The 19,663-nt window shown below is 45.5% G+C and carries 20 protein-coding genes; 10 read left to right on the top strand and 10 right to left on the bottom strand.

Annotated features, from left to right (window positions below; translation table 11 throughout):
• The first annotated feature begins 179 nt into the window (after positions 1-179).
• The 7 genes from QZ938_RS27670 to QZ938_RS27640 all read left to right on the top strand — a co-directional run bounded on the left by QZ938_RS27670 (position 180) and on the right by QZ938_RS27640 (position 6,750).
• The gene (locus tag QZ938_RS27670; protein WP_293354763.1) at positions 180-1,616 is read left to right on the top strand and encodes a hypothetical protein; all 1,437 of its coding nucleotides are present in this window, start codon (positions 180-182) and stop codon (positions 1,614-1,616) included.
• A 628-nt stretch (positions 1,617-2,244) separates the two neighbouring features.
• Positions 2,245-3,828 carry a chloride channel protein gene (locus QZ938_RS27665; RefSeq protein ID WP_293332449.1) on the top strand — a complete coding sequence of 528 codons (1,584 nt, stop codon included), beginning with the start codon at positions 2,245-2,247 and terminating at the stop codon, positions 3,826-3,828.
• Between the two features lie 62 nt (positions 3,829-3,890).
• Positions 3,891-4,787: an Rpn family recombination-promoting nuclease/putative transposase gene (locus QZ938_RS27660; protein WP_293354766.1), complete on the top strand. Its 897-nt coding sequence runs from the start codon at positions 3,891-3,893 to the stop codon at positions 4,785-4,787.
• Positions 4,788-4,845: 58 nt separating this feature from the next.
• Positions 4,846-5,469, top strand: coding sequence for an NIF family HAD-type phosphatase (locus tag QZ938_RS27655; protein WP_293152863.1), 624 nt, complete (start codon positions 4,846-4,848; stop codon positions 5,467-5,469).
• Between the two features lie 34 nt (positions 5,470-5,503).
• Positions 5,504-5,818 (top strand): hypothetical protein, encoded by a 315-nt coding sequence (locus QZ938_RS27650; protein ID WP_293152861.1) that lies wholly within the window; start codon positions 5,504-5,506, stop codon positions 5,816-5,818.
• A 107-nt stretch (positions 5,819-5,925) separates the two neighbouring features.
• Positions 5,926-6,405 (top strand): J domain-containing protein, encoded by a 480-nt coding sequence (locus QZ938_RS27645; RefSeq protein WP_293229821.1) that lies wholly within the window; start codon positions 5,926-5,928, stop codon positions 6,403-6,405.
• Between the two features lie 72 nt (positions 6,406-6,477).
• The gene (locus tag QZ938_RS27640) at positions 6,478-6,750 is read left to right on the top strand and encodes a DUF3143 domain-containing protein (protein WP_293123172.1); all 273 of its coding nucleotides are present in this window, start codon (positions 6,478-6,480) and stop codon (positions 6,748-6,750) included.
• A gap of 204 nt (positions 6,751-6,954) precedes the next feature.
• Here the strand turns inward: QZ938_RS27640 and QZ938_RS27635 are convergent, their stop codons facing one another.
• The 3 genes from QZ938_RS27635 to lysA form a co-directional block, all read right to left on the bottom strand.
• Positions 6,955-7,701, bottom strand: coding sequence for an isoprenyl transferase (locus tag QZ938_RS27635; RefSeq protein WP_293332437.1), 747 nt, complete (start codon positions 7,699-7,701; stop codon positions 6,955-6,957).
• Positions 7,702-7,721: 20 nt separating this feature from the next.
• Positions 7,722-8,615: a diadenylate cyclase CdaA gene (gene cdaA, locus QZ938_RS27630; RefSeq protein ID WP_293123166.1), complete on the bottom strand. Its 894-nt coding sequence runs from the start codon at positions 8,613-8,615 to the stop codon at positions 7,722-7,724.
• A 176-nt stretch (positions 8,616-8,791) separates the two neighbouring features.
• The gene (gene lysA, locus QZ938_RS27625) at positions 8,792-10,216 is read right to left on the bottom strand and encodes a diaminopimelate decarboxylase (RefSeq protein ID WP_293354769.1); all 1,425 of its coding nucleotides are present in this window, start codon (positions 10,214-10,216) and stop codon (positions 8,792-8,794) included.
• 111 nt (positions 10,217-10,327) lie between these two features.
• On the opposite strand from lysA, the gene rimI reads away from it, so the two are divergent.
• Positions 10,328-10,984, top strand: coding sequence for a ribosomal protein S18-alanine N-acetyltransferase (gene rimI, locus QZ938_RS27620; protein WP_293354772.1), 657 nt, complete (start codon positions 10,328-10,330; stop codon positions 10,982-10,984).
• Between the two features lie 239 nt (positions 10,985-11,223).
• Here the strand turns inward: rimI and QZ938_RS27615 are convergent, their stop codons facing one another.
• From QZ938_RS27615 to QZ938_RS27605, 3 genes are all read right to left on the bottom strand, one after another.
• Positions 11,224-12,618 (bottom strand): hypothetical protein, encoded by a 1,395-nt coding sequence (locus tag QZ938_RS27615; RefSeq protein WP_293354775.1) that lies wholly within the window; start codon positions 12,616-12,618, stop codon positions 11,224-11,226.
• Between the two features lie 1,234 nt (positions 12,619-13,852).
• Positions 13,853-14,422, bottom strand: coding sequence for a PIN domain-containing protein (locus QZ938_RS27610; RefSeq protein ID WP_293354778.1), 570 nt, complete (start codon positions 14,420-14,422; stop codon positions 13,853-13,855).
• Positions 14,423-14,425: 3 nt separating this feature from the next.
• Positions 14,426-14,896, bottom strand: coding sequence for a helix-turn-helix domain-containing protein (locus tag QZ938_RS27605; RefSeq protein WP_293354781.1), 471 nt, complete (start codon positions 14,894-14,896; stop codon positions 14,426-14,428).
• A gap of 90 nt (positions 14,897-14,986) precedes the next feature.
• Between QZ938_RS27605 and QZ938_RS27600 the strand changes: the two genes are divergently transcribed.
• The gene (locus QZ938_RS27600) at positions 14,987-15,610 is read left to right on the top strand and encodes a hypothetical protein (protein WP_293354784.1); all 624 of its coding nucleotides are present in this window, start codon (positions 14,987-14,989) and stop codon (positions 15,608-15,610) included.
• 77 nt (positions 15,611-15,687) lie between these two features.
• On the opposite strand, the gene QZ938_RS27595 is transcribed toward QZ938_RS27600, so the two are convergent.
• The 4 genes from QZ938_RS27595 to QZ938_RS27580 all read right to left on the bottom strand — a co-directional run bounded on the left by QZ938_RS27595 (position 15,688) and on the right by QZ938_RS27580 (position 18,687).
• Positions 15,688-16,269, bottom strand: coding sequence for an NADPH-dependent FMN reductase (locus tag QZ938_RS27595; RefSeq protein ID WP_293354787.1), 582 nt, complete (start codon positions 16,267-16,269; stop codon positions 15,688-15,690).
• A gap of 37 nt (positions 16,270-16,306) precedes the next feature.
• Positions 16,307-17,188 carry a ChaN family lipoprotein gene (locus QZ938_RS27590; protein WP_293354790.1) on the bottom strand — a complete coding sequence of 294 codons (882 nt, stop codon included), beginning with the start codon at positions 17,186-17,188 and terminating at the stop codon, positions 16,307-16,309.
• A gap of 759 nt (positions 17,189-17,947) precedes the next feature.
• Positions 17,948-18,310 carry a cupin domain-containing protein gene (locus QZ938_RS27585; RefSeq protein ID WP_293354793.1) on the bottom strand — a complete coding sequence of 121 codons (363 nt, stop codon included), beginning with the start codon at positions 18,308-18,310 and terminating at the stop codon, positions 17,948-17,950.
• Positions 18,311-18,411: 101 nt separating this feature from the next.
• Positions 18,412-18,687, bottom strand: coding sequence for a hypothetical protein (locus QZ938_RS27580; protein WP_293354796.1), 276 nt, complete (start codon positions 18,685-18,687; stop codon positions 18,412-18,414).
• A gap of 165 nt (positions 18,688-18,852) precedes the next feature.
• On the opposite strand from QZ938_RS27580, the gene QZ938_RS27575 reads away from it, so the two are divergent.
• Positions 18,853-19,491 carry a peroxiredoxin gene (locus QZ938_RS27575; protein ID WP_293152832.1) on the top strand — a complete coding sequence of 213 codons (639 nt, stop codon included), beginning with the start codon at positions 18,853-18,855 and terminating at the stop codon, positions 19,489-19,491.
• The last annotated feature ends 172 nt before the right edge of the window (positions 19,492-19,663 follow it).

Below are 19,663 nucleotides of genomic sequence, written 5' to 3'. Positions count from 1 at the left end.
GTTCTATCGCTTTCGCCTGGTTTACTGAACCATGTAACTGTAGTTAATTAGATCGTGTCTTCTCTGTTTAATCATCATGAGTAAGTGTCAGTAACATTGTACCTCATCTTTCTGAGAAAGGCTATACTTATAAATTATAGTGTTGGCGATAGAGTTTTTTACTGCTCTTCCCTTCCCTCATGAAAAAACAGTTAAAACTTCAATTGCTAGCGATCGCCCTTATTTCCATCCTAGCAACAATCGCTGTCGGGTGCGATCGCCTTCTCAAAAAACCTTTTCAACTCCCCGCCTCAGCCAAACAAGAACCCTGGCCAGTGCAAATAGGCCTGCGAGTCGGCCTGATCCGCGAGAACATCCCAACAGTCAACCGCATAGTTTTAGTCCCCGACGAAGCCACATTCTTAGCCGCAATCCAAAAGTGGAATCTCAAGGGACGCTGGCCAATTCTGATGGAAGATAAGAAATATGCGCCGATGTTTTTGCAGCGCTTCCAACCCGCCGAAATCCTCCGTTTACCAAGCATCAAACAGGAGATGCCAAAAGGTCAAAAACTCCAACAATTAATGCTGAAGGCAACGGCAGCAGCCTGGAATGCCACGGATCGTGAAACCTTAAAAGCAAAATGGACGGAACTCGGCTGGGAACCGCCAGGAGTAGTAATCACATCAGAAAATGACTCAGCACGTTTAGCCGCAGTTGCCTTAGCAGCGGCCCGCGGCCAACCTTTAGTATTTCTCGAAGGCAACTTCGGAAAACCCAATGATAACCTTAATACTGCACAGTGGAAAACTCTGCAAACAGCAGTTACTAAAGCTGTCGAATCTACCGGATATTTTTACTCTCAACTCGGAGATGCGATCGACTCGATCGCGATTGTACGCCAACTAGCAGTAAAATATCAATCTCCGCAAAAGCAAGATGAACAATTAGCTGTTACCGACGGTTTGGGACGGCATCCCAATGGCGAACGTTGGGCCGCGGCTGGCTGGATTTACGGATCGGAAGTGCGATCGATCTATCAAGCCATGTGCGCCATATTTCTCGACAGCGAAACAGCTATGCTGTATGACAGTTACCCAAAAGAAGGAAATTGGGGAAAATATGAAATGGAGTCAGCAGCTAGCGGACTAAAAAGCATAGGTTTGAATGTCGAATTAGTGCAAAAACCCGAGTCTACCCTTCAATTGTGGCGGAGTTTAGTAGCATCCAAACCGTGGACATTTGACTTAATATTAATTAATTCCAAAGGCTATCCCAAATCATTCCAAGTCGGTAACGGTGACGCCGTGGTTGAGGATATACCAAAACTGAAATTTCCCGCAGCAATCCACATGATTCACAGTTGGTCAGCAGCAGATCCAGATGATGCAAATACCGTTGCTGGCCGGTGGTTGCAAAATGGTGCTTACGCCTATGTCGGCAGCGTCAACGAACCTTTGTTATCTGCATTTATTCCACCTAAAATAATGGTCGATCGCCTAAAACGAGGGGCACCCTTTTTGATCGCAGCCCGCCAGCTAGAATCCCCGCCCTGGAAAGTCGCCACCATCGGCGATCCGCTAATGTCGATCGCCAAACCCAAACCCAGAATCCCGGCCGCGCAACAACCGATATGATAGCAGTTGACAGTTGACAGTTGACAGTTGACAGTTGTAGGGGCCCTGCCAAGAGTGCGGGCCCTATAGAGTTGATAGTTGAAAGTTGCACAGTACGGCAATTAAACCATTTATCCTTGACGGATATCGGTTCTATTCATGAGGTTATTTATGTCCTCACCGTTGTGGCAATTGCTATAGTTGCGATCGAACAGCCACCATCAAACAGGTTTGTAGTGAGGACTTTAGTCCTATTCCCTGAGGACTGAAGTCCTCACTACAAACTTTCGATTTGAGATTTTTTGTTTAATCTCAAATCTCAAATTAGGTTTGTAGTGAGGACTTTAGTCCTATTCCCCGAGGGCTGAAGTCCTCACTACAAACTTTCGCCCGAAACTATAAGACTATAGATATAGTTAGTTAGGATTATCACTCAGTTTATCTAAGTTTCAATGTAACTGAGCATACAATTATCAGCTAAAATTCACTCACCCTCAGAAGCGGTCATTCCATCCCAGCCGCCAGCCCCAAAAATCTGCCATAAAATACGCCTTAATTAACTTGTCAATTCCCATGAAATCACTCAAAATGAAAATAAGAAATAAAATGTAATATTTATCTAACTTCTCACAGAAGAATGAACCGCTAAATGAAAGCCACCCATCCTGTGGAGCTGCTGCCGCCCGGCCCAACCGCAGAAACTCCCCATTCCTCCCGCCTCAGCCCGCTGTTCAGCCGCCTGCATCCGAACCCAGAAACCCTCCTGCTCGTCCTCTCCCTAGTGATCGGGGGAGTTACTGGCGCAGGCGTCGTCACATTTCACTACCTGATCCACTTGATCCACAGCCTGATGCTGGAAGACTTTATGGGGGCGATCGCCTCTTCGGGATCTTGGACTCTAGCGTGCATTCCCACCCTCGGCGGAGTCATCATCGGGCTGATGCGGTGGCGGTTTCGCGATTTTGGCCCGAATATGTCATCCTTAATTGCCGCGACGCGGGGGCTGCAAGAACTCTCCCCGCTCAAACCCATCACCAAAATGGTGGCCGCCTCAGTATCCCTGGGCACCGGCGCCTCCCTCGGCCCGGAAGCCCCCAGCGTGGAAATCGGCGCCAACTTCGGAATGCTGCTAGCTCAAATCTTGCAGCTTTCCCCAGAACGGCAGCGCTTGCTCCTCGGCGCGGGAGCAGCAGCAGGTTTATCCGCGGGGTTTAACTCTCCCATCGCCGGAGTCTTTTTTGCCTTAGAAGTCGTGCTCGGCAGCACTTTTGCCACTTCGTCAGTCAGCGTTGTCTTGCTCTCCGCCGTAGTTTCGGCGCTGATAGCTCAAATTTGTTTGGGCGCTCAGCCTGCCTTTGCTTTGCCTGTCTATGATGTCCGCAGCCCGCTAGAACTGCCGCTGTACATAGGATTGGGACTTTTGGCGAGCGGAGTTTCCCTAGCTTATACAGAAGCAATTCAATTGGCCGATCGCTGTTTTCAAGGAAAAACCCGAGGATTTACTTGGCTCGGACGACTGCCCCGGCCGCTTCATCCCGTCATCGGCGGTGCGATCGTCGGTTTAGTCGCCCTGCAATTGCCTCAAGTTTTGGGTGTGGGCTACGAAACAGTCCAAGCAATGCTCCAAGATGTCAAATTTTCCTTGTCTTTGCTGCTGTTGCTGCTATTCGTCAAACTGGCGGTGACAGCTATCAGCCTTGGTAGCGGTTTAGTGGGTGGTATCTTCGCTCCGGCGATGTTTTTGGGAGCTTCCTTGGGTTCGGCTTACGGCATCTTTTTGGAAATGATCCCGGCATTGAGCGATCGAGTCGCAGGCCCTGCCGCCTACGCAATGGTGGGTATGGCCGCCGTCCTCGCAGGTAGCGCTAGAGCACCGCTGACAGCCATTCTATTGATGTTTGAATTAACCCGCGATTACCGGATTGTGTTGCCTTTGATGGCCGCAGTCGGATTGAGCGTTTGGCTGGTGGAGTTTGTCAATCGTCGATCGACAGCCCACAGCCTCAACCTCCAACAAATGGGCGTAGATGTAGCTGTCAACGAGCCGATCAAAGCCAGGGAACAGTTGCAGGATTGGGAAGATGTTTTGGGCGATCGGATCGTCACAGAATTGATTTCTTGCCAACTGCCGATCGATAACGAACACAGGGACGATGAGCCCGTGCTGGCGATCGGCAACTCACATTTGCCAGAAAATGTCAAGCCATTACCTGAAACAAAATCAGCCGTTTGACGGATCTCAAATCCCGTTGTTTCGCCACCAAACCGATAACCTTAAAACTAAATCTGACTACTATGATATTTATCAACCCGAAAACAGATTACGCCTTCAAAAAAATCTTCGGTTCCTCAGAAAGCAAAGAGATTCTAATCAGCTTTCTCAACGCCTTAATTTATGAAGGCAATTCCACCATCGAAGACTTAGAAATTATTAACCCGAATCTGCCTCCCAAACTAGAAGGCTTAAAAGATAGTTATCTCGATGTGAAAGCCAAACTGATCGATGGCACTTTAGTAATTATTGAAATGCAAGTGCTCAACGTCCAGTCTTTTGGGAAGCGAGTGTTGTACAATGCAGCTAAAACCTATGCTTTTCAATTGGAAGCAGCCCAAGGCTATCGACTGTTGAGACCAGTGATTGCTCTAACAATTACGGATTTTGAAATGTTTCCCGAAAGTGAAGAATTTATTTCAAGATTTGTCTTCAAAGAAGTCAAGAAAAACTTTGTTTATCCCGAAAATAATCTAGATTTAGTGTTTGTAGAGTTGCCGAAGTTTACCAAACAAGAAGAGCAACTTGAAACTTTAGCAGATAAATGGATTTATTTCATGAAAAATGCGAGAAGTCTGACATCGGTTCCAGAAACAATGGATACCATACCAGAAATAAAAGAAGCTTTTAATATTGCGAATCAAGCCAAGTTGAGCCGAGAGGAAGTGGAAGATTTGGACAAAAGAGAACAGTTTATTTATGACCAACAGGGAGCAATTATTAAGTCGCTTAACGAAGGCATAAAACAAGGCATAAAACAAGGCATAGAACAAGGCATAGAACAAGGCATAGAACAAGGAAAGCGAGAAGAAAAGCTGGCGATCGCCCAACAATTACTCTCACAGCTAGATAATGGCGCAATCGCCCAAGTTACTGGGCTTAGCGTTGAGGAAGTGCAAAATTTGCGGGGAGATTCATAGTTTAAAGTAATTGGGCACAGGGAGTCGAGCTAGATTTAGTGATGAAGGATTTTTGATTGTGGATTTTAGCAAAAAATTATTGATTCTGGATCTTGATGAAACTTTAATTTATGCTACCGAAGCATCTCTCCCTCGGCAAGCTGACTTTTTAGTGGAGCCATATTACATTTACAAACGACCGTTTCTTGATGTCTTTTTGAAAAATTGCCTAGACTGGTTTGAGGTTGCAGTCTGGACATCTTCAACGCCGTCTTATGCGAGCGCAATTGTCTCAGCCATCTTTGAAGATCCCCAAAGTTTATCGTTTGTGTGGGCAAGCGATCGCTGCACAATTGCCTACGATCTTGAGTGGTTTGAATATTACAATCGCAAAAATATTAAAAAAGTCAAGCGCAAAGGGTATCGTCTAGAGTCGATCGTTGCAGTGGATGATACGCCTCAAAAGTGGGAGCGCAGCTATGGTAATCTAGTACGAGTAAACCCTTTTGAAGGGGATGAGACTGATGATGAGTTGAAGTATTTGCTGCTTTACTTGGAGCAACTGAGATATGCAGAAAATATCCGCAGTGTTGAGAAAAGGTTATGGCGAAATCGGCTTTCACGCCTAGATGATGAAACCATCAGCCAAACTACAGGGCTGACTGTTGAAGATGTACGGAATTTGCGAGAAAGCGATTCCTAGTTTAAAGTAATGAGGTAGGAAAAATCGATTTTTTATGTCACTGGATTATCCTGAATATGAAAAACTACGCAAGCAAAGTTGGTTCTTGGGATTGCTTTGGCGTATAGGTGACTATGGATACTATCTGGGGCTATTTGGGGTAGTAGGCTCGCCATTAGTCCTGATTTACGACCAACTCACAAGTCAAAAATATCATTTGCACCCTAAAACAGCTTTGTTGCTTGGGTTTCAGTTAGTAGCATTCTTCGCCTGTATCTTTTTGCTCTCGGCACTACTTAAATCTTTTGCATTGAAAAGAGGAGAGGCTTTAAACAATAAACGCTTAAAACGACCTATCGATAGGAAGTAGAGCCGATCGCCCGCACTCAACCCCTCGATCTGGCAGACAGTGGCACTACACTCAACTCTGGGGTAAAATAATCAAATATTATCAACAATCGGCAGAGAGGGGCTTCGGTGGCAGGAAACGAGGCAACTGCGAAAAACAAAAGTCAGAAAACACCAGGAAAAACCCCCTTGGGTTCCAGTCATTACGGCTTGTTAGGGCTGCATCCTTCAGCCTCCGCGATCGAAATTCGGCGATCGTACCGGGAACTGAGCAAACTCTACCATCCCGATACTACCGACTTGCCACCCGCAGTCGCCACCGCCAAATTTCAACAGCTCAATAACGCCTACGCTACCCTCAGCAACCCAGAACGCCGCCTCGCCTACGATCTCAAAATAGGTTATTCTCGCCTGAACGTGATTCAGTCGCCCCCGGGCTTCAACACTCCGGTTTCGGGATCGAGTAAAAAAACTTCTAACTCGGCTTACCTAGATCCCACGGATCGCCCTCTGTCCCCCGGCGAAATATTCGCTCTATTTATCATGGGGGCTACTTTAGTCGGATGCTTGGTACTGGCGATCGCGATCGGCTTAATTCGCGGCAATTAAACCCTCAAATCCCCAATTCCCAAATCCCCGAATCCCCCCATCTAAAATCTAAAATCTAAAATCTAAAATCCTATGACTCTTCCTTCCGCTGACACTCCTTTGTATAGCCATCCACTGCCAGAAATCGAGCAGTGGCTAAAAAGCCGCGGCTGCCAGCAAGATCGGCGAGAACTCCACTGCTGGCAGATCGATCGACCTACCTGGAAAGCAGAACTCTCCCTCGATATCGACCAACTCACTGTCCGCTATATTGACGCCGGAGCCGACGGCCAAGACATTCAGCGAGCCTTCAAATACTCCCTCTCGCGTCACGACATTGAAGATGCCGTTTTCTCAGGCCCCTAATTAGATTTTAGATTTGCGATTTTAGATTTTAGATTGATGAATATACTTCAGAATCAATACCTAATTGCAAACTGAAAAATTAATCTAAAATCCAAAATCCAAAATTCCAAAATCGTTTTTAGATTTTAGATTGATGAATATACTTCAGAATCAATACCTAATTGCAAACTGAAAAATTAATCTAAAATCCAAAATCCAAAATCGTTAGACTTTGCCAAATCGGCGGCTGCGCTGCTGATAATCAGACAAAGCGCGGTGAAATTCCGATCGATCGAAATCCGGCCACAGCGTCTCAGTAATGTAAATTTCCGAATAAGCCATTTGCCACAGCAGAAAATTGCTCAGCCGCATTTCCCCGCTCGTCCGAATCAGCAAATCCGGATCGCAAACATCAGCAGTATACAAATAGCGTTTAAATAAAACCTCATCAATCTCCTCTGGCTGCAACTTGCCCTCTTGTACTTGAGTGGCGATCGCCCGACAAGCCTGTACAATCTCCTGGCGGCCGCCGTAATTCGTCGCCACCCGAAACAAAATCCCCCGATTGTGCTGAGTAGCCGTCACAGAGCGCTCGATTTCCGCCTGCAAAGACTTCGGCAAAGCCTGCAAATTCCCCATAAATTGAATTTGCACGTCCTCGTCCACCATCTCGCGCAATTCTTGCCGCAGCTTGCCCTCAAACAAACTCATCAAAAAATCCACCTCCCCGGCCGGCCGCCCCCAATTCTCCGTCGAAAAAGCATAGGCTGTTAAAGCTGGAATTCCCCAATCTTTGCAGCAGCGCAGCAGATCCTTGAGAGCGCTAGCCCCCCGGCGGTGTCCCGCAATCCGCGGCAACCCCTGATTCTTAGCCCAGCGCCCGTTTCCGTCCATAATCACTGCTATGTGCTTAGGCAGTAGTTCTAGTTTTAGATCCGCAGGCAACTTTTCCAAGCAAATTCCTTGACTCATGGTTTCTCCCGATTACCCGACTAACGGCGCAGTATCCGTTTTAACAGTGTCACTCCCTTCAATCCTATCTGCCGTCCGAGACTGCCGATGGGAATTGGAGTCACCACTCTTTCTCCATCCGACGGAAACAGCTTTGCTTCCAGCAATTCCTTAAGTTTGCTGCTAGTCAAAGGTCGATTTAAAGTTCCCATCTGCGCCAGAGAAATCGAACCCGTTTCCTCCGACACCACGACGCACACGCAAGCTTGCACCCGTTCCGTAATCCCCATCGCTGCCCGGTGGCGGGTTCCCAACTGCCGCGAGGCGCTGCGATCCGACAAAGGCAAAATTACCCCAGCCGACACGATCCGCGAAGCCCGAATCAAAACAGCCCCATCGTGCAGCAAAGTTTGCGGCTGAAAGATAGTTTGCAACAATTCCTTAGAGACTTCCGCATTTAGCTTCACTCCCGGAACTGAAAAATCCCGATCGTCGATCGGAGAATCTGTTTCTACAATTAATAAAGCGCCCGTGCGGTTTTGCGAAAGTTCTTTTACTGCGTCCACAATTTCATCTATTACGCTGTCTGGTTCTGGAGTTGGTCGGCGATCGCGTCCAAACAGTTGTATAATTTCCCCCCGACCCAATTGTTCCAGAAATCGGCGAAACTCCGACTGTAATATTACCGCCATTGCCACAGCAGAACCCGTTACCAAGCTGTTGAGCGCCACGTGCAACAGCCTCAATCCAGCCCAGTTACTCACCGCCGCCGCCAGCATCAAAATAATAAATCCCCGTACCATCCAAAGCGTCCGGCGCTCCCCGACAATGACGAGCACCAAATACGCAAGGGCAAATACCAGTCCAATATCGATCGCCTGAATCAATAAGGACTGAATGAGGCCAAAGTCATAGCCAGATTGTTGATTGTTCATGGTTCATCGAACCTTACCGCCTGTGAACCGCGAACTATGATGCACTCAAACCCGTGAACCATGAACAGTTGTTATTCCAATCGCGTGACTGAACAAGCCAAAAGTAAAAAGTTCAAAAACAATCATCAAGAAATCCCAATGAATCATCTTACTTTTTACTTTTTATGTTTTACTTCTTACTTTTTAGTTCCGAGTCTTTCAGGAAGGCGATCGAACCTCAGCAAATCCTCGTCAGTTTCCCGCTCTACGATCGTGTCAACTTTCCCATCTTTCACCAAAACCGCTGCCGGTCTGGGGACTCGGTTGTAGTTAGAAGCCATGCTGTAATTGTATGCCCCTGTAGCCGTAACGACGAGAATATCTCCCGACTGACACTCTGGCAACTTAGCATCTTTTATCAGAATATCGCCTGATTCGCAGTGTTTGCCAGCAACTGTCACTGTTTCCGTTAACTCAGCAGACATTTTGTTGGCTGCGAGGACTCGATAAACTGATTGGTAGGTAATTGGACGGGGATTGTCCGACATACCGCCATCCACCGATAAATACGTCCGGATTCCTGGAATGACTTTTTTAGCGCCCACCGTATAAGCGGTGACGCAGGCTGAACCCACGAGCGATCTACCCGGTTCGCAAAGCAATTTCGGTAATGGCAACTTCTCATTATTGTTGCAAGCTGCTACCATTGCGTCGCAGACTGTCTTAGCCCAATCATCTATGCTTGGAGGATCGTCGGATTCAGTATAGCGAATACCCAACCCACCGCCAATATTAATTTCTGTCGGCTTCAACCCTTGCCCAATTGCTGCTTTGAAAGCCTTAACGATCACATCTGCTAAATCGTGGTGGGGTTTCACTTCAAAAATCTGAGAGCCAATGTGAGCGTGTAATCCGACGCAGGATAAAGACGGCTGCTTGTTGAGGTAAATGAAAACATCCTTGAGGGAGTTGGGATCGAATCCAAATTTACTGTCGATTTGACCAGTTTTAATGTAGTCGTGAGTGTGACACTCAATTCCAGGCGTAAACCTGACCATAACTCGTATCCGCTCACCAGCTTTGTGACTGACACCCAATTTTGCCAACTCTGCTAGATTCTCTAAATCCCACCAATTATCTGCGATGATCGTGCAGCCACTGGTGACAGCTAGTTTGATTTCCTCGCGGGATTTGTTATTCCCGTGAAAATAGATTTTGTCGGGATTCACGCCAGCTTTTAGTGCTGTCTTAATTTCTCCGGCAGATACTACATCTATACCTAAACCTTCGTCCGCGGCGATCGCGCAAACAGCCAAACAACTCCAAGCCTTAGAAGCATAGATCGCTTGAGATTCGCCCGGATAGTACCGCTTAAAAGCCTCTCGGTACTGGCGGCTGGTCGCCCGCAGCGTTTCTTCGTCTAAGATGTACAGTGGCGAGCCAAATTTCTCTACCAAGTCTGTTACGTCGCAGCCTCCTATTTCCAAATGATTCTTACTGTTGACGCTGGCTGTCAGCGGTAAAAGCTCTTGATTGGGCGATCGACTTTCCCTGGGTTCTTGAGACTTAGACAGATACTGAAGTCCAGATTCCACTTTTTCGATAGATTGAGTTAATACCATCGCGCAATAACTATCCTTACTGTGTTCTCCAGTGTACAATTGACGGCAAGCAATTGGGTCATCAGCGCCCAGATTGATGCTTTTGAGTAATTATTAAATCTAAAATCCCCTGTGCCTTTTCTCGGAATCAAACATCTCGCCGCCGAACACCTCAACAGTGCAGTAGAGCTCGATCGCCTCTGTTTTGGCGGACTTTGGACGATCGAAGGCTACAGGCGCGAGTTAGATAGTCCTAATAGCGATTTACTGGGTTTGTGGGCATCCGCAACCGGGGACTGCCGATCGGCAAAATTGGACAGCGAACTTGAGTCTGTTGATATTTTCACCTCCCAAAACCCGGTGAGTACGGGGGGAGAACCCCTAAAAATGCCCCAAATTCTCATCGGTTTGGGTTGTCTGTGGGCAATTTTAGAAGAAGCTCACATTACCATTTTGGCGATCGATCCGCGCTTTCAAGGTCAGGGTTTGGGACAAGCTCTGCTTTGGGCTTTGCTAAAATCGGCAAACCGCAGACAGTTAGAAAGGGCAACTTTAGAAGTGCGAGCCTCTAATTTAGTCGCACTGTCTCTGTACCACAAATTTGGCTTTAAGGAAGCAGGACGGCGAAAGCGATACTACGCAGACACAGGAGAAGATGCTGCTATCCTGTGGCGCAGCGACATTGAAAAACCCGAATTTCAGCAATATTTGGCGAATCAAAAACTGAAAATTTGCGATCGGCTCCAGCAGAAAAACTGGCAGGGGTCGATCGATAGTTTTCAATTGTGAGCGAACATCTAGTGTATCCGATGAGCGCTCAATTCAAAATAAGTGATTGAACGCTCAAAAGATGATCTGTTGCTGTGATATAGCCTTTCTCACATTGATTCGCGGACGAATCTTGACCTGAAAAGGTTGGTTTTGTAAGGGTTGTAGCATAACTCAGCATACCTCATCTTTCGCTTGAAAGGCTATAGTTTCAGTTCAATTGTCATCTTCATCTCCCAAAAGACAGCAAGCTAACAGCATTACTCTTGCATACCTGCATACAGTAGTCGTACAAATAAGCGGACACCATCATCATTCTTCAAAGTTGCATATGATGGAGCTTCGCTGTTACCGATCGCACGCAAATCTGACAGCAATTCTGGATGGAACTGGCAAGTAAAAGAACGTCGAATTTTTTTGGTTTCAAAGTCTTTGTAGTTAATGCACGTAGCCGAACATTCTGTAACTATTTCGCCATTAGCTGCTGTCGAACAAAGAATTTCCACAGAATCAGGCAGTTGTATCAGCCATGACAGAGGACTTCCAGCTATCAAATGCCGATAAGGAATAAGGGCGTCATGAATACTTCGGTAAGCCCAGTTAGCAAACAGTACAGCTTCTTCGTTGACTTCATCTGAGTGAAACATCGAAATTGATACTTCATGCTCGTATTGAATCGTCGTGTCAATGACACCTTCATGTGCATCTGCTGTTACAGAGTGGGCATGGATGAGTTCCCAAGGAATATCTAAGGCATCGCCGTCTGGAGACTGATAGGGCAACAACACGCGATCGCCAACTTCCTTGGATTCATTGCGCGTCACCGCAAAATGCCGATCGTTCCAGCCCTGGGCAACAACCCGCCCATCACGTTTTTTAACTTGAAGAGTCTTACCCATTGCTTCGATGCGCCCTGCAACCTCTTGCAACGATCTCAGAGCAATGCCGGAGCGATCGCCATCCAAAGATGTCATCCCCAGGACTTCTTTGACTGCACGACGAATCAGTCCTATGTTACCTTCAGCAGCCAGTTGGTGGCCTACACAGATGAATATTGCCGGGGCACTCGTGGGCGATCGCGAAATCAGCAATTTTTCCACTAATGCAAACATATCCTCTCGTGGACAGGCTGGACTTGTCCAAGTCGATTCATCGTATGTCGATGGATCGCCTCCTTCTACTACTACGGCATAACCGCAGCTAATTGCCGGAACAATTATTTCTGGATCGATGATTCCCGTTGACCAAACTGGCAATAATACTGAGTCGATGTCGGCAACTTTTTGAGCAATGTAGGCAACGTTTTTGGAAGCCCGAACATCTTCTCCGAGAGTGTTAACACCTACGTGTTCCCAGGGTTCGATAATGGTTATACAGTTGCGTAACAAATTAGGATTTTTGAGCAGAAACTCCACATCTTCCCGTGAATTTATGACTTTTTCTAGAGGCTGGGCGTGTCCCCATTCAAAAATACCATCTTCAGCAAATAGTTCTTTTTCTCCCGGTGGATTTAGAGAATTTCTATCTGCCAAGAAATACCCTAACAAAATATGTGCTGATTCAAAATCTAACCTACCTTCATGCAAGTAGCCCGGAGTTAATCGCCAGTCGGCTGTGGTGGTTTGATTTTTGCTCAATTTGACAGATTCAACCATGTTGATTTTACCTCTGGTATTGGTTCATTAAACTGAAAATACATCGTCCATAATACCAATTTTACATGAAGTTGCATAAAATGAAGATACAATATTAAAAGGCATCCGATCTGATGGCACGTCAACTAATTTTGGCGATCGCCAAAAATACAGGCTCTATATTTCGACGTTTCATAGATCAATAGTCCGGACAGTTTTCAATCACCAACGGTATAATGCGGTTTATGGGTTCCGGGCTGTATGAAATATTAACGGTAGAATGAGGCTTTGGATCGCTGCTCAAAAAACTGTCCGGAGTATTGATAGATCGTCGGAGCGATTGATAGAATCAGATCTAGTTGCTTTTTCGCCCCTGCAACCCCCGCCCAGTATACCCGATGCTCGCCCAACTGACAATATAACCGAAGCCCGAAATGGAACTATTTCAGGAGAGGGGCTTGTGACCTTAGAAATTAACGAATCTCCTCCTACTCCCGTACCGGAGAACTCCTCCCCCTTCGCCTCATTTTTGGCCTTTTTGGGATTGGGAGCAGTCCACTTGTGGAGAAAGTCGAGAAAGGGAAACAAATAATAACCTTTGCCAACCTAACTTTAAGCGGGGCGTAAATAGAATTACTTAGACTTTTAAAATATTGAGTTATTTGGGCAAAGAAATCTAGTAAATTTACGGGTTTACAAGACCGCGAGCAAGCTTTAATTTGTATCTCAAGATGTTGTTTTCGTTAATTGCTGCTACAAACGAAAAAAAACTCACTGTTGCGGGAGAAGCCTTTCAAATCAGGAATATCTTAATGAACATAAAATATGGACTGACCGCTATCCTGGAACATATTAGACCTGTTGAAAAAAAAATCACGAGTTACAATTAAAGGTTTTGAGTGTTAGACCCCAGAGCTAACTCATAATTTTAAAGTGCCGATCTAACCAGCAATCTGCTCCACTTAAGCCAAACCCTTCATTATAGCATAAAATTATTTTGCAATAGGTCTAATATTAAATAAAACTGCATGGCAGGTGTGACGGAGGAGTCTCCCACGCCTGCCATACTGTTTGTGACAAGTATAACCGACCGATGACCGATGGTTAAATTATGCTTGTTCTAGCCTATGTGTGCCAATGTGCGATCGGGTGGTTTTCTTTTAGGTCGATCGGGTGATGCGGTACTGGTACAATTGGTGGTAGCGCTTTAAGTAGCTATTATCTCTATGAAATAAAATTTTACTAGGCGATCGGGCTAATCAGCATAACACAATTCTCGCATCCGAGTTGCTGACAGCGGCAGTCCCAATTCTACCAGCGTTTCCAAATACTCATCCGGCGTTTTTGGCGGATTCTTGAGCCTGATTCTTTGCTTTTCTGCCGCTTTGCATACTGTTTGCCAGTTGAGGTCAAGCAAGTGTAAAATAAAATCATCTCGATGCTGCGCTAAAATATCGTAAGGTGCAAGAACTTCTTCAGAAAAATCTCGGAGATTGAAAGTAATAATAAACTTAGAACGAGAGTGAATTGCCACAGCCAGGACATGGCGATCGCCCGGATCGGGAAGTTCTAATTCTGGTATAATTCTCTCATAGTCTTGTACCAAGCAATTTTCAACATTTGCATTCATCAAGTTTTTGGTTCGGGAAACTTGTTCAAATTTTAGATCGGGACGGTTTATAAGTACATTTCTCATCCACTCCTCGTGAATTTCTTCAGTCCAACGTGCCTCAATTATGTCGGTAGTTGCCAACTCTACAAACAAATCACGAAGAGATGCCGAATACAAAACATTGGCATCGTAAATAACAGTTAAAGTTGCCATGTTTTAATGGTACAAACCGAGTGCTTCTGATTCAGCTACAAGCATATCCATAATTTTACTGCTTTCTTCGTAACTTTGTTTTTTATAGTCCATTAAATCTTCGTAACGTATCCGGCGACTGTTCCTGACTGTCTTGTAAGGGATTTTTCCAGCATCCAGCAACTCCCGCATATATTTATCGGAAACTCCCAGAATGTCGGCTGCTTGATAAATATGAAGTTCTTTAGTAAGTGAAATCAGCTTAACAGTATTGCCGCTGCTTGTTTGTTGCAAAATTGCCAATAACAGCGGCAACGCGGCGGCCGGTATGTCAATTGTTTTTCCCTCTTTTTCGTTTAAGATCAATTTGAGAGATTCGCCAGACGGATGATTTTCTAAGTGCGATTCTAAGGCGCGGCTGCTGGTTTTGGCAACCGCTGCTTCTTCGGCTGTTGGTAAAACAGGTGCTGACTCTGGATCTCCGGTGAATGTCATGTTAATTTAGGGGTGAGGATAACAGGCAATCAACTATGATTGTAGCAATTTGAGAATGCGATCGCCAAAATCGAGCAAGGAGGTCAACCTGTGGCATACAGCGATTTTACAACTTTAGCGAAAGTTAGAGAATCTTTTAATTTAACCGTAGAAGAACCTTTAGATTTGTTTGGCGATATCCCGGAGGTACAGCCAAGTTCCTATTTGCAAACTACTTTAACTGAAAACCTGTCCTTAGCTACGGCAATTAATACTGAAAAGGCTCGCGCTGAGTTAATTATTGCCCCAATATTATTGGAAGTCAGGCGGCAATTTAATTTTCAAGTTGGTTTTTTCTCTGGTTCAGAATTCAATGTAGATGTAGAAGCAGGTTTGAACGGTTATTGCGATTATATTCTCACTGCATCAAAGGATTCCTATGAAATTCGCGCCCCTGTCATTACTCTCACAGAGGCTAAGAATGAAAGTATTAAATCTGGCTTGGGCCAGTGTATTGCAGAAATGGTAGCCGCCCAATTATTTAATCAGCGCAGCGGAGAGCAAATTGCCAGTATTTATGGGGCTGTGACTACAGGTACTGATTGGAAGTTTCTTAAATTGAATGGCAGTACAATTTATATTGACAAGCGAGACTTTTTTATTAATGAAATTAGTCGGATATTGGGGATTTTGACGATGCCATTTCAAGGGTTTTATTCTATGAATCGCACTTGATGCAGCCAGCAAAATAACCGATACCAGGATTGGGACACAACAATATTGTGTCCCTACGGCAAAATTAATTAATCACCTCACGCGATTAATTTCGACAGCACATTAGACAACTTAGCGCCGAGATTCTCCACAGACTCCTGCTGTTTGGGATCTTTCATTGTACCGTCAGCATTAAATGCTTGAAAAGCTTGGGGAATGGCTTTCTGATCCGGGAGTACCAACACGTTAATATTACCCAGGATCGATCGCAAATGCACCAATCCCCGCATACCGCCAAATCCGCCAGGCGAAGCGCTCATAATTACCGCAACTTTGTCAGTAAATGCCACCAATCCCGGTTCGCCCGGGGCTGGGCGCGATACCCAGTCGATCGCATTTTTCAACACAGCCGTAATCGAACTGTTATACTCGGGGGAAGCTATCAAAAACCCATCGTGCGCTACCATCAATTCCTTCAACTTCCGGGCATTTTCTGGCATTCCTTCCTTTGCTTCCAAATCTTCATCAAATAGTGGCATCGGCAAATCCCGCAAATCTACATAAGTAACTTCTGCGCCCGCCGCCCTAGCCCCAGCAGCCGCAACTTTTACCAGCAGTTTGTTGTAGGACGCTTCCCGGGTACTTCCGGCAAATGCAAGTATTTTTGGTGTGTTTGTCATTGACTTTTCCCGATTATTGCTTGCGAGTAAAATTGTACTATTCCAAGTGCTTCCAAACAAAGTCAGCCATGGGTTTGCTTGCAGACAAAGGACTATCTGTAGCTGAAGCGAATAAAACCGATCGCATTTTTACCTTCCCGACTCCCAAACGCCTCTCGACGCGGCTGGGAATTCCGTAACCGAACATAATATGTCCTTTCCCCGCCAACACCACAACTTGATAATCCGGGTTAGCTTTGACAAATTCAGCGATTTTTTGGGCCATAGTTTCATCCCACAAAACTTGAGCTTGCAAAAATCTTTCAAAGGCCGTACTATTTCCCTGTGCTGCCTTTTGGTGCTCTTGGAAAACTTCGAGCAGCATTTGTCGGTATTCGGCGTTGTCGGTGCGAATTTCGGAAATTGGCGGAATATATTTTTTGTCCTCTGCTGTGAGGCTTTCTAAGCCTTGAGAGGCAACTTTTCTCGTTACTTCCGATGGTGTATTTAAGGCGAGGACTGGCAATTTGTTTTCTTTGGCAAACCGCAAAAATGGGGCGTAATATTCCCAGGGAAATCGCCATCTGCGATCGTACTCTGTTTGCTCGACTAATTGCTCTTCTGTCAGTTTACCAGCTAAGTAGTTGTCGATCGCACTTTGGAACGGACGCTGAAACATCTCCATCGCGATCGCAATTTTACGATTTTGCCGCTGCATTTCTCGGATAATCTTTAGTTGAGCTTGGTGGTCTGCCGTGCTATCGTGGGTTTCTCCTAGATACACGACTTTCGCCTTTAGTAATTCTTGCAGAATCTGTTGGTTAGTATAAGTCTGCTGCGGTTGAGAATTCGCAATCGGTTCCGCTGTTACGATACTGCTACACAGCAGGAAAATGCTCAGCGATAAGGCGCACAGTTTGATGAGTTTGGTTTTTTTCATAAAATTATTATCGGTGTTTCTCGCAGCAGCAGCCACTGCCGAACTCTACTATTTTTACTGAGCATCCAGAAAGCTCGCTCCTTAATTTAACTTCATAATTCATCGCCAATATCTCTACCATAGAGGATTGTCTTCCTTCTTCCGTCTTCCCTCTTCCCTCTGCCAAACTCTAATATTTTTACTGAGCATCCAGAAAGCTCGCTCCTTAATTTAACTTAATCATTCATCGCCAATATCTCTACCAATAGAGGATTGTCTTCCTTCTTCCCGACATCCGTTACATCCGTTACAAAATCCGTTGCCGAACTTCCTTCTTCCCACCTTTGTAAAGTTTAGTTGCAGGTACTTGCGCTTCCAAAAGAAGGTGGTACATTAATAATATGAAGCAAACAAAAAGCTTCTCTGACAGATACCAATTCTAGATACCGCAGCGAAATTCAAAATACAATTTAAGGAGTAAAAACGCTGTTTAATCTCACATCTGTCCCATCAAAAATCAATAGCAGCACCCACCAACAAAACTGATACTTCCCCAACTAATAAGAGGGGAGCAATGCAAGTGAATCTGAAGATTTATTGCAACTCCGCATCGAAGTTGAAAAAAGAGGAAATCACTCGGTACATATGGCTGGGTGCTGTTGTTGTTAACAGTAATTTATGGCTGTTGACGGTGTTTTGGGAGGTGGAGACAAAGCTTCTAGACAGTCATTACCAGGCACAGCCTGGTAACTATAAACAGTAAAATCACTGAAAAAAAAATTACTGAAAAATTGTCTCGTCTTCCTTTCGCCACGCCGGATCGACGATACAAATAAATATTAGCGGTTCTGTTCCGCAGTTGTAAATAAACTGCTTGGCATTTGGCGGAATGTAAACTGCATCTGAGACTTGCACTAATTGAACCTCATCGTCGATGTGCATCTCCCCAACGCCACTAATGATGTAGTAAACTTCAGAAGTGGTCAGGGAGTGCAGCGCGGAAGTTTCTCCCGGTGGCAAGGTGGCGTGGGCTAAACTGTAACGCAACTCGACAGCTTGTTTGTCTGGATGCAGCAATTCTCGCAGTTGAGTACCGTCACCCGCTATAAACTCGTCGCAGCCGTTTAGCTTTTGAACTATCATTCTTTATACACTCCTGAAAATCTCTCGATCGCAACTTAAGTTTAAGTTTAATCGAAACAGCGAGAGATGTTAAGAAATATGTCAAGCCTCGGCCGGATTTTTTAACCGTAAGTTCCCGAATGCGATCGATAATCACAACAGTCGATCGCATCTTCAGATAGAGCTATTCTAGGTTGAACGGGACACTTGAGGTGGTAGTCGCCAGTGAAAAACACGCAGTTAGCACAAGGAATTTGGTGCATCCGCTGAGCTCTGTGCATTGAGTCGCCGACAGCACGCGCGATACTAGAGCACAGCAACAAAACTAAACCCCAGGCACAGACAAAACACACGGGAACTAAAACAGGCTGTATTGTCTTCAGCAAAAAGTAAAGCATAGCAACAAAATTTAGCGGTAGGAACAAAGTCGCATATAGATTACAGTAGTGGAATTGCTCGGCGATCGACCAAAAAGTTTAAAATCATTTACAGTGCGATCGAGAAACCGGGCAATTATGGGATGATAGAGAACCGTCGTTAAATAAAATTAGAGGAAACCAGTTATGTCACTGCGATTAGGCGATACAGTTCCCAACTTTACCCAAGCCTCGTCTGAAGGCGAAATCAATTTCTACGACTGGGCCGGCGATAGCTGGGTCGTGTTGTTTTCCCACCCGAAGGACTATACTCCAGTCTGTACCACCGAACTCGGCGCAGTCGCCCGTCTCAAATCTGAATTTGATAAGCGGGGCGTGAAAACCATCGCCCTGAGTGTGGATGATGTGGATTCTCACATGGGCTGGATTAAAGATATTGAGGAAACTCAAAAAGTTACTCTCAACTATCCAATTTTAGCAGATGGCGATCGTAAAGTCTCCGACATTTACGACATGATTCATCCTAACTCGCTGAACAACTTAACAATTCGCACAGTATTCGTGATTGACCCGGAGAAGAAATTGCGTTTGAGCATTACTTATCCAGCTAGCACCGGTCGGAATTTTGGCGAAATTTTGCGGGTAATTGATTCTCTGCAACTTACTGACAAATACAGCGTTGCGACTCCAGTTGACTGGAAAGACGGCGACGATTGCGTCATCGTACCTTCGATTACCGACCCGAAAGAGTTGGCAGAGAAATTTCCTAAAGGCTACACGCCAGTTAAGCCTTATTTGCGGATGACTCCTCAACCGAATAAATAAGTTAAATTTACCGACTGGTTCGTAGTGAGGACTTTAGTCCTTCCAGGTTCGTAGTGAGGACTTTAGTCCTTCCAGGTTCGTAGTGAGGACTTTAGTCCTTCCAGGTTCGTAGTGAGGACTTTAGTCCTTCCAGGTTCGTAGTGAGGACTTTAGTCCTTCCAGGTTCGTAGTG

The organism is Microcoleus sp. CAWBG27 (genome assembly GCF_020883145.1).
In the GTDB taxonomy this organism is placed as follows: domain Bacteria; phylum Cyanobacteriota; class Cyanobacteriia; order Cyanobacteriales; family Microcoleaceae; genus Microcoleus.
Note: the sequence above shows the minus strand (reverse complement) of the source record. Positions and strands in the feature narration are given on the sequence as shown.

Coding starts and splice junctions, on each gene's coding strand:
- QZ938_RS27670 (WP_293354763.1), top strand. CDS start 180: ATGAAAAAACAGTTAAAACTTCAATTGCTAGCGATCGCCCTTATTTCC.
- QZ938_RS27665 (WP_293332449.1), top strand. CDS start 2,245: ATGAAAGCCACCCATCCTGTGGAGCTGCTGCCGCCCGGCCCAACCGCA.
- QZ938_RS27660 (WP_293354766.1), top strand. CDS start 3,891: ATGATATTTATCAACCCGAAAACAGATTACGCCTTCAAAAAAATCTTC.
- QZ938_RS27650 (WP_293152861.1), top strand. CDS start 5,504: ATGTCACTGGATTATCCTGAATATGAAAAACTACGCAAGCAAAGTTGG.
- QZ938_RS27640 (WP_293123172.1), top strand. CDS start 6,478: ATGACTCTTCCTTCCGCTGACACTCCTTTGTATAGCCATCCACTGCCA.
- QZ938_RS27635 (WP_293332437.1), bottom strand. CDS start 7,701: ATGAGTCAAGGAATTTGCTTGGAAAAGTTGCCTGCGGATCTAAAACTA.
- cdaA (WP_293123166.1), bottom strand. CDS start 8,615: ATGAACAATCAACAATCTGGCTATGACTTTGGCCTCATTCAGTCCTTA.
- lysA (WP_293354769.1), bottom strand. CDS start 10,216: ATGGTATTAACTCAATCTATCGAAAAAGTGGAATCTGGACTTCAGTAT.
- QZ938_RS27615 (WP_293354775.1), bottom strand. CDS start 12,618: ATGGTTGAATCTGTCAAATTGAGCAAAAATCAAACCACCACAGCCGAC.
- QZ938_RS27610 (WP_293354778.1), bottom strand. CDS start 14,422: ATGGCAACTTTAACTGTTATTTACGATGCCAATGTTTTGTATTCGGCA.
- QZ938_RS27605 (WP_293354781.1), bottom strand. CDS start 14,896: ATGACATTCACCGGAGATCCAGAGTCAGCACCTGTTTTACCAACAGCC.
- QZ938_RS27595 (WP_293354787.1), bottom strand. CDS start 16,269: ATGACAAACACACCAAAAATACTTGCATTTGCCGGAAGTACCCGGGAA.
- QZ938_RS27590 (WP_293354790.1), bottom strand. CDS start 17,188: ATGAAAAAAACCAAACTCATCAAACTGTGCGCCTTATCGCTGAGCATT.
- QZ938_RS27585 (WP_293354793.1), bottom strand. CDS start 18,310: ATGATAGTTCAAAAGCTAAACGGCTGCGACGAGTTTATAGCGGGTGAC.
- QZ938_RS27580 (WP_293354796.1), bottom strand. CDS start 18,687: ATGCTTTACTTTTTGCTGAAGACAATACAGCCTGTTTTAGTTCCCGTG.
- QZ938_RS27575 (WP_293152832.1), top strand. CDS start 18,853: ATGTCACTGCGATTAGGCGATACAGTTCCCAACTTTACCCAAGCCTCG.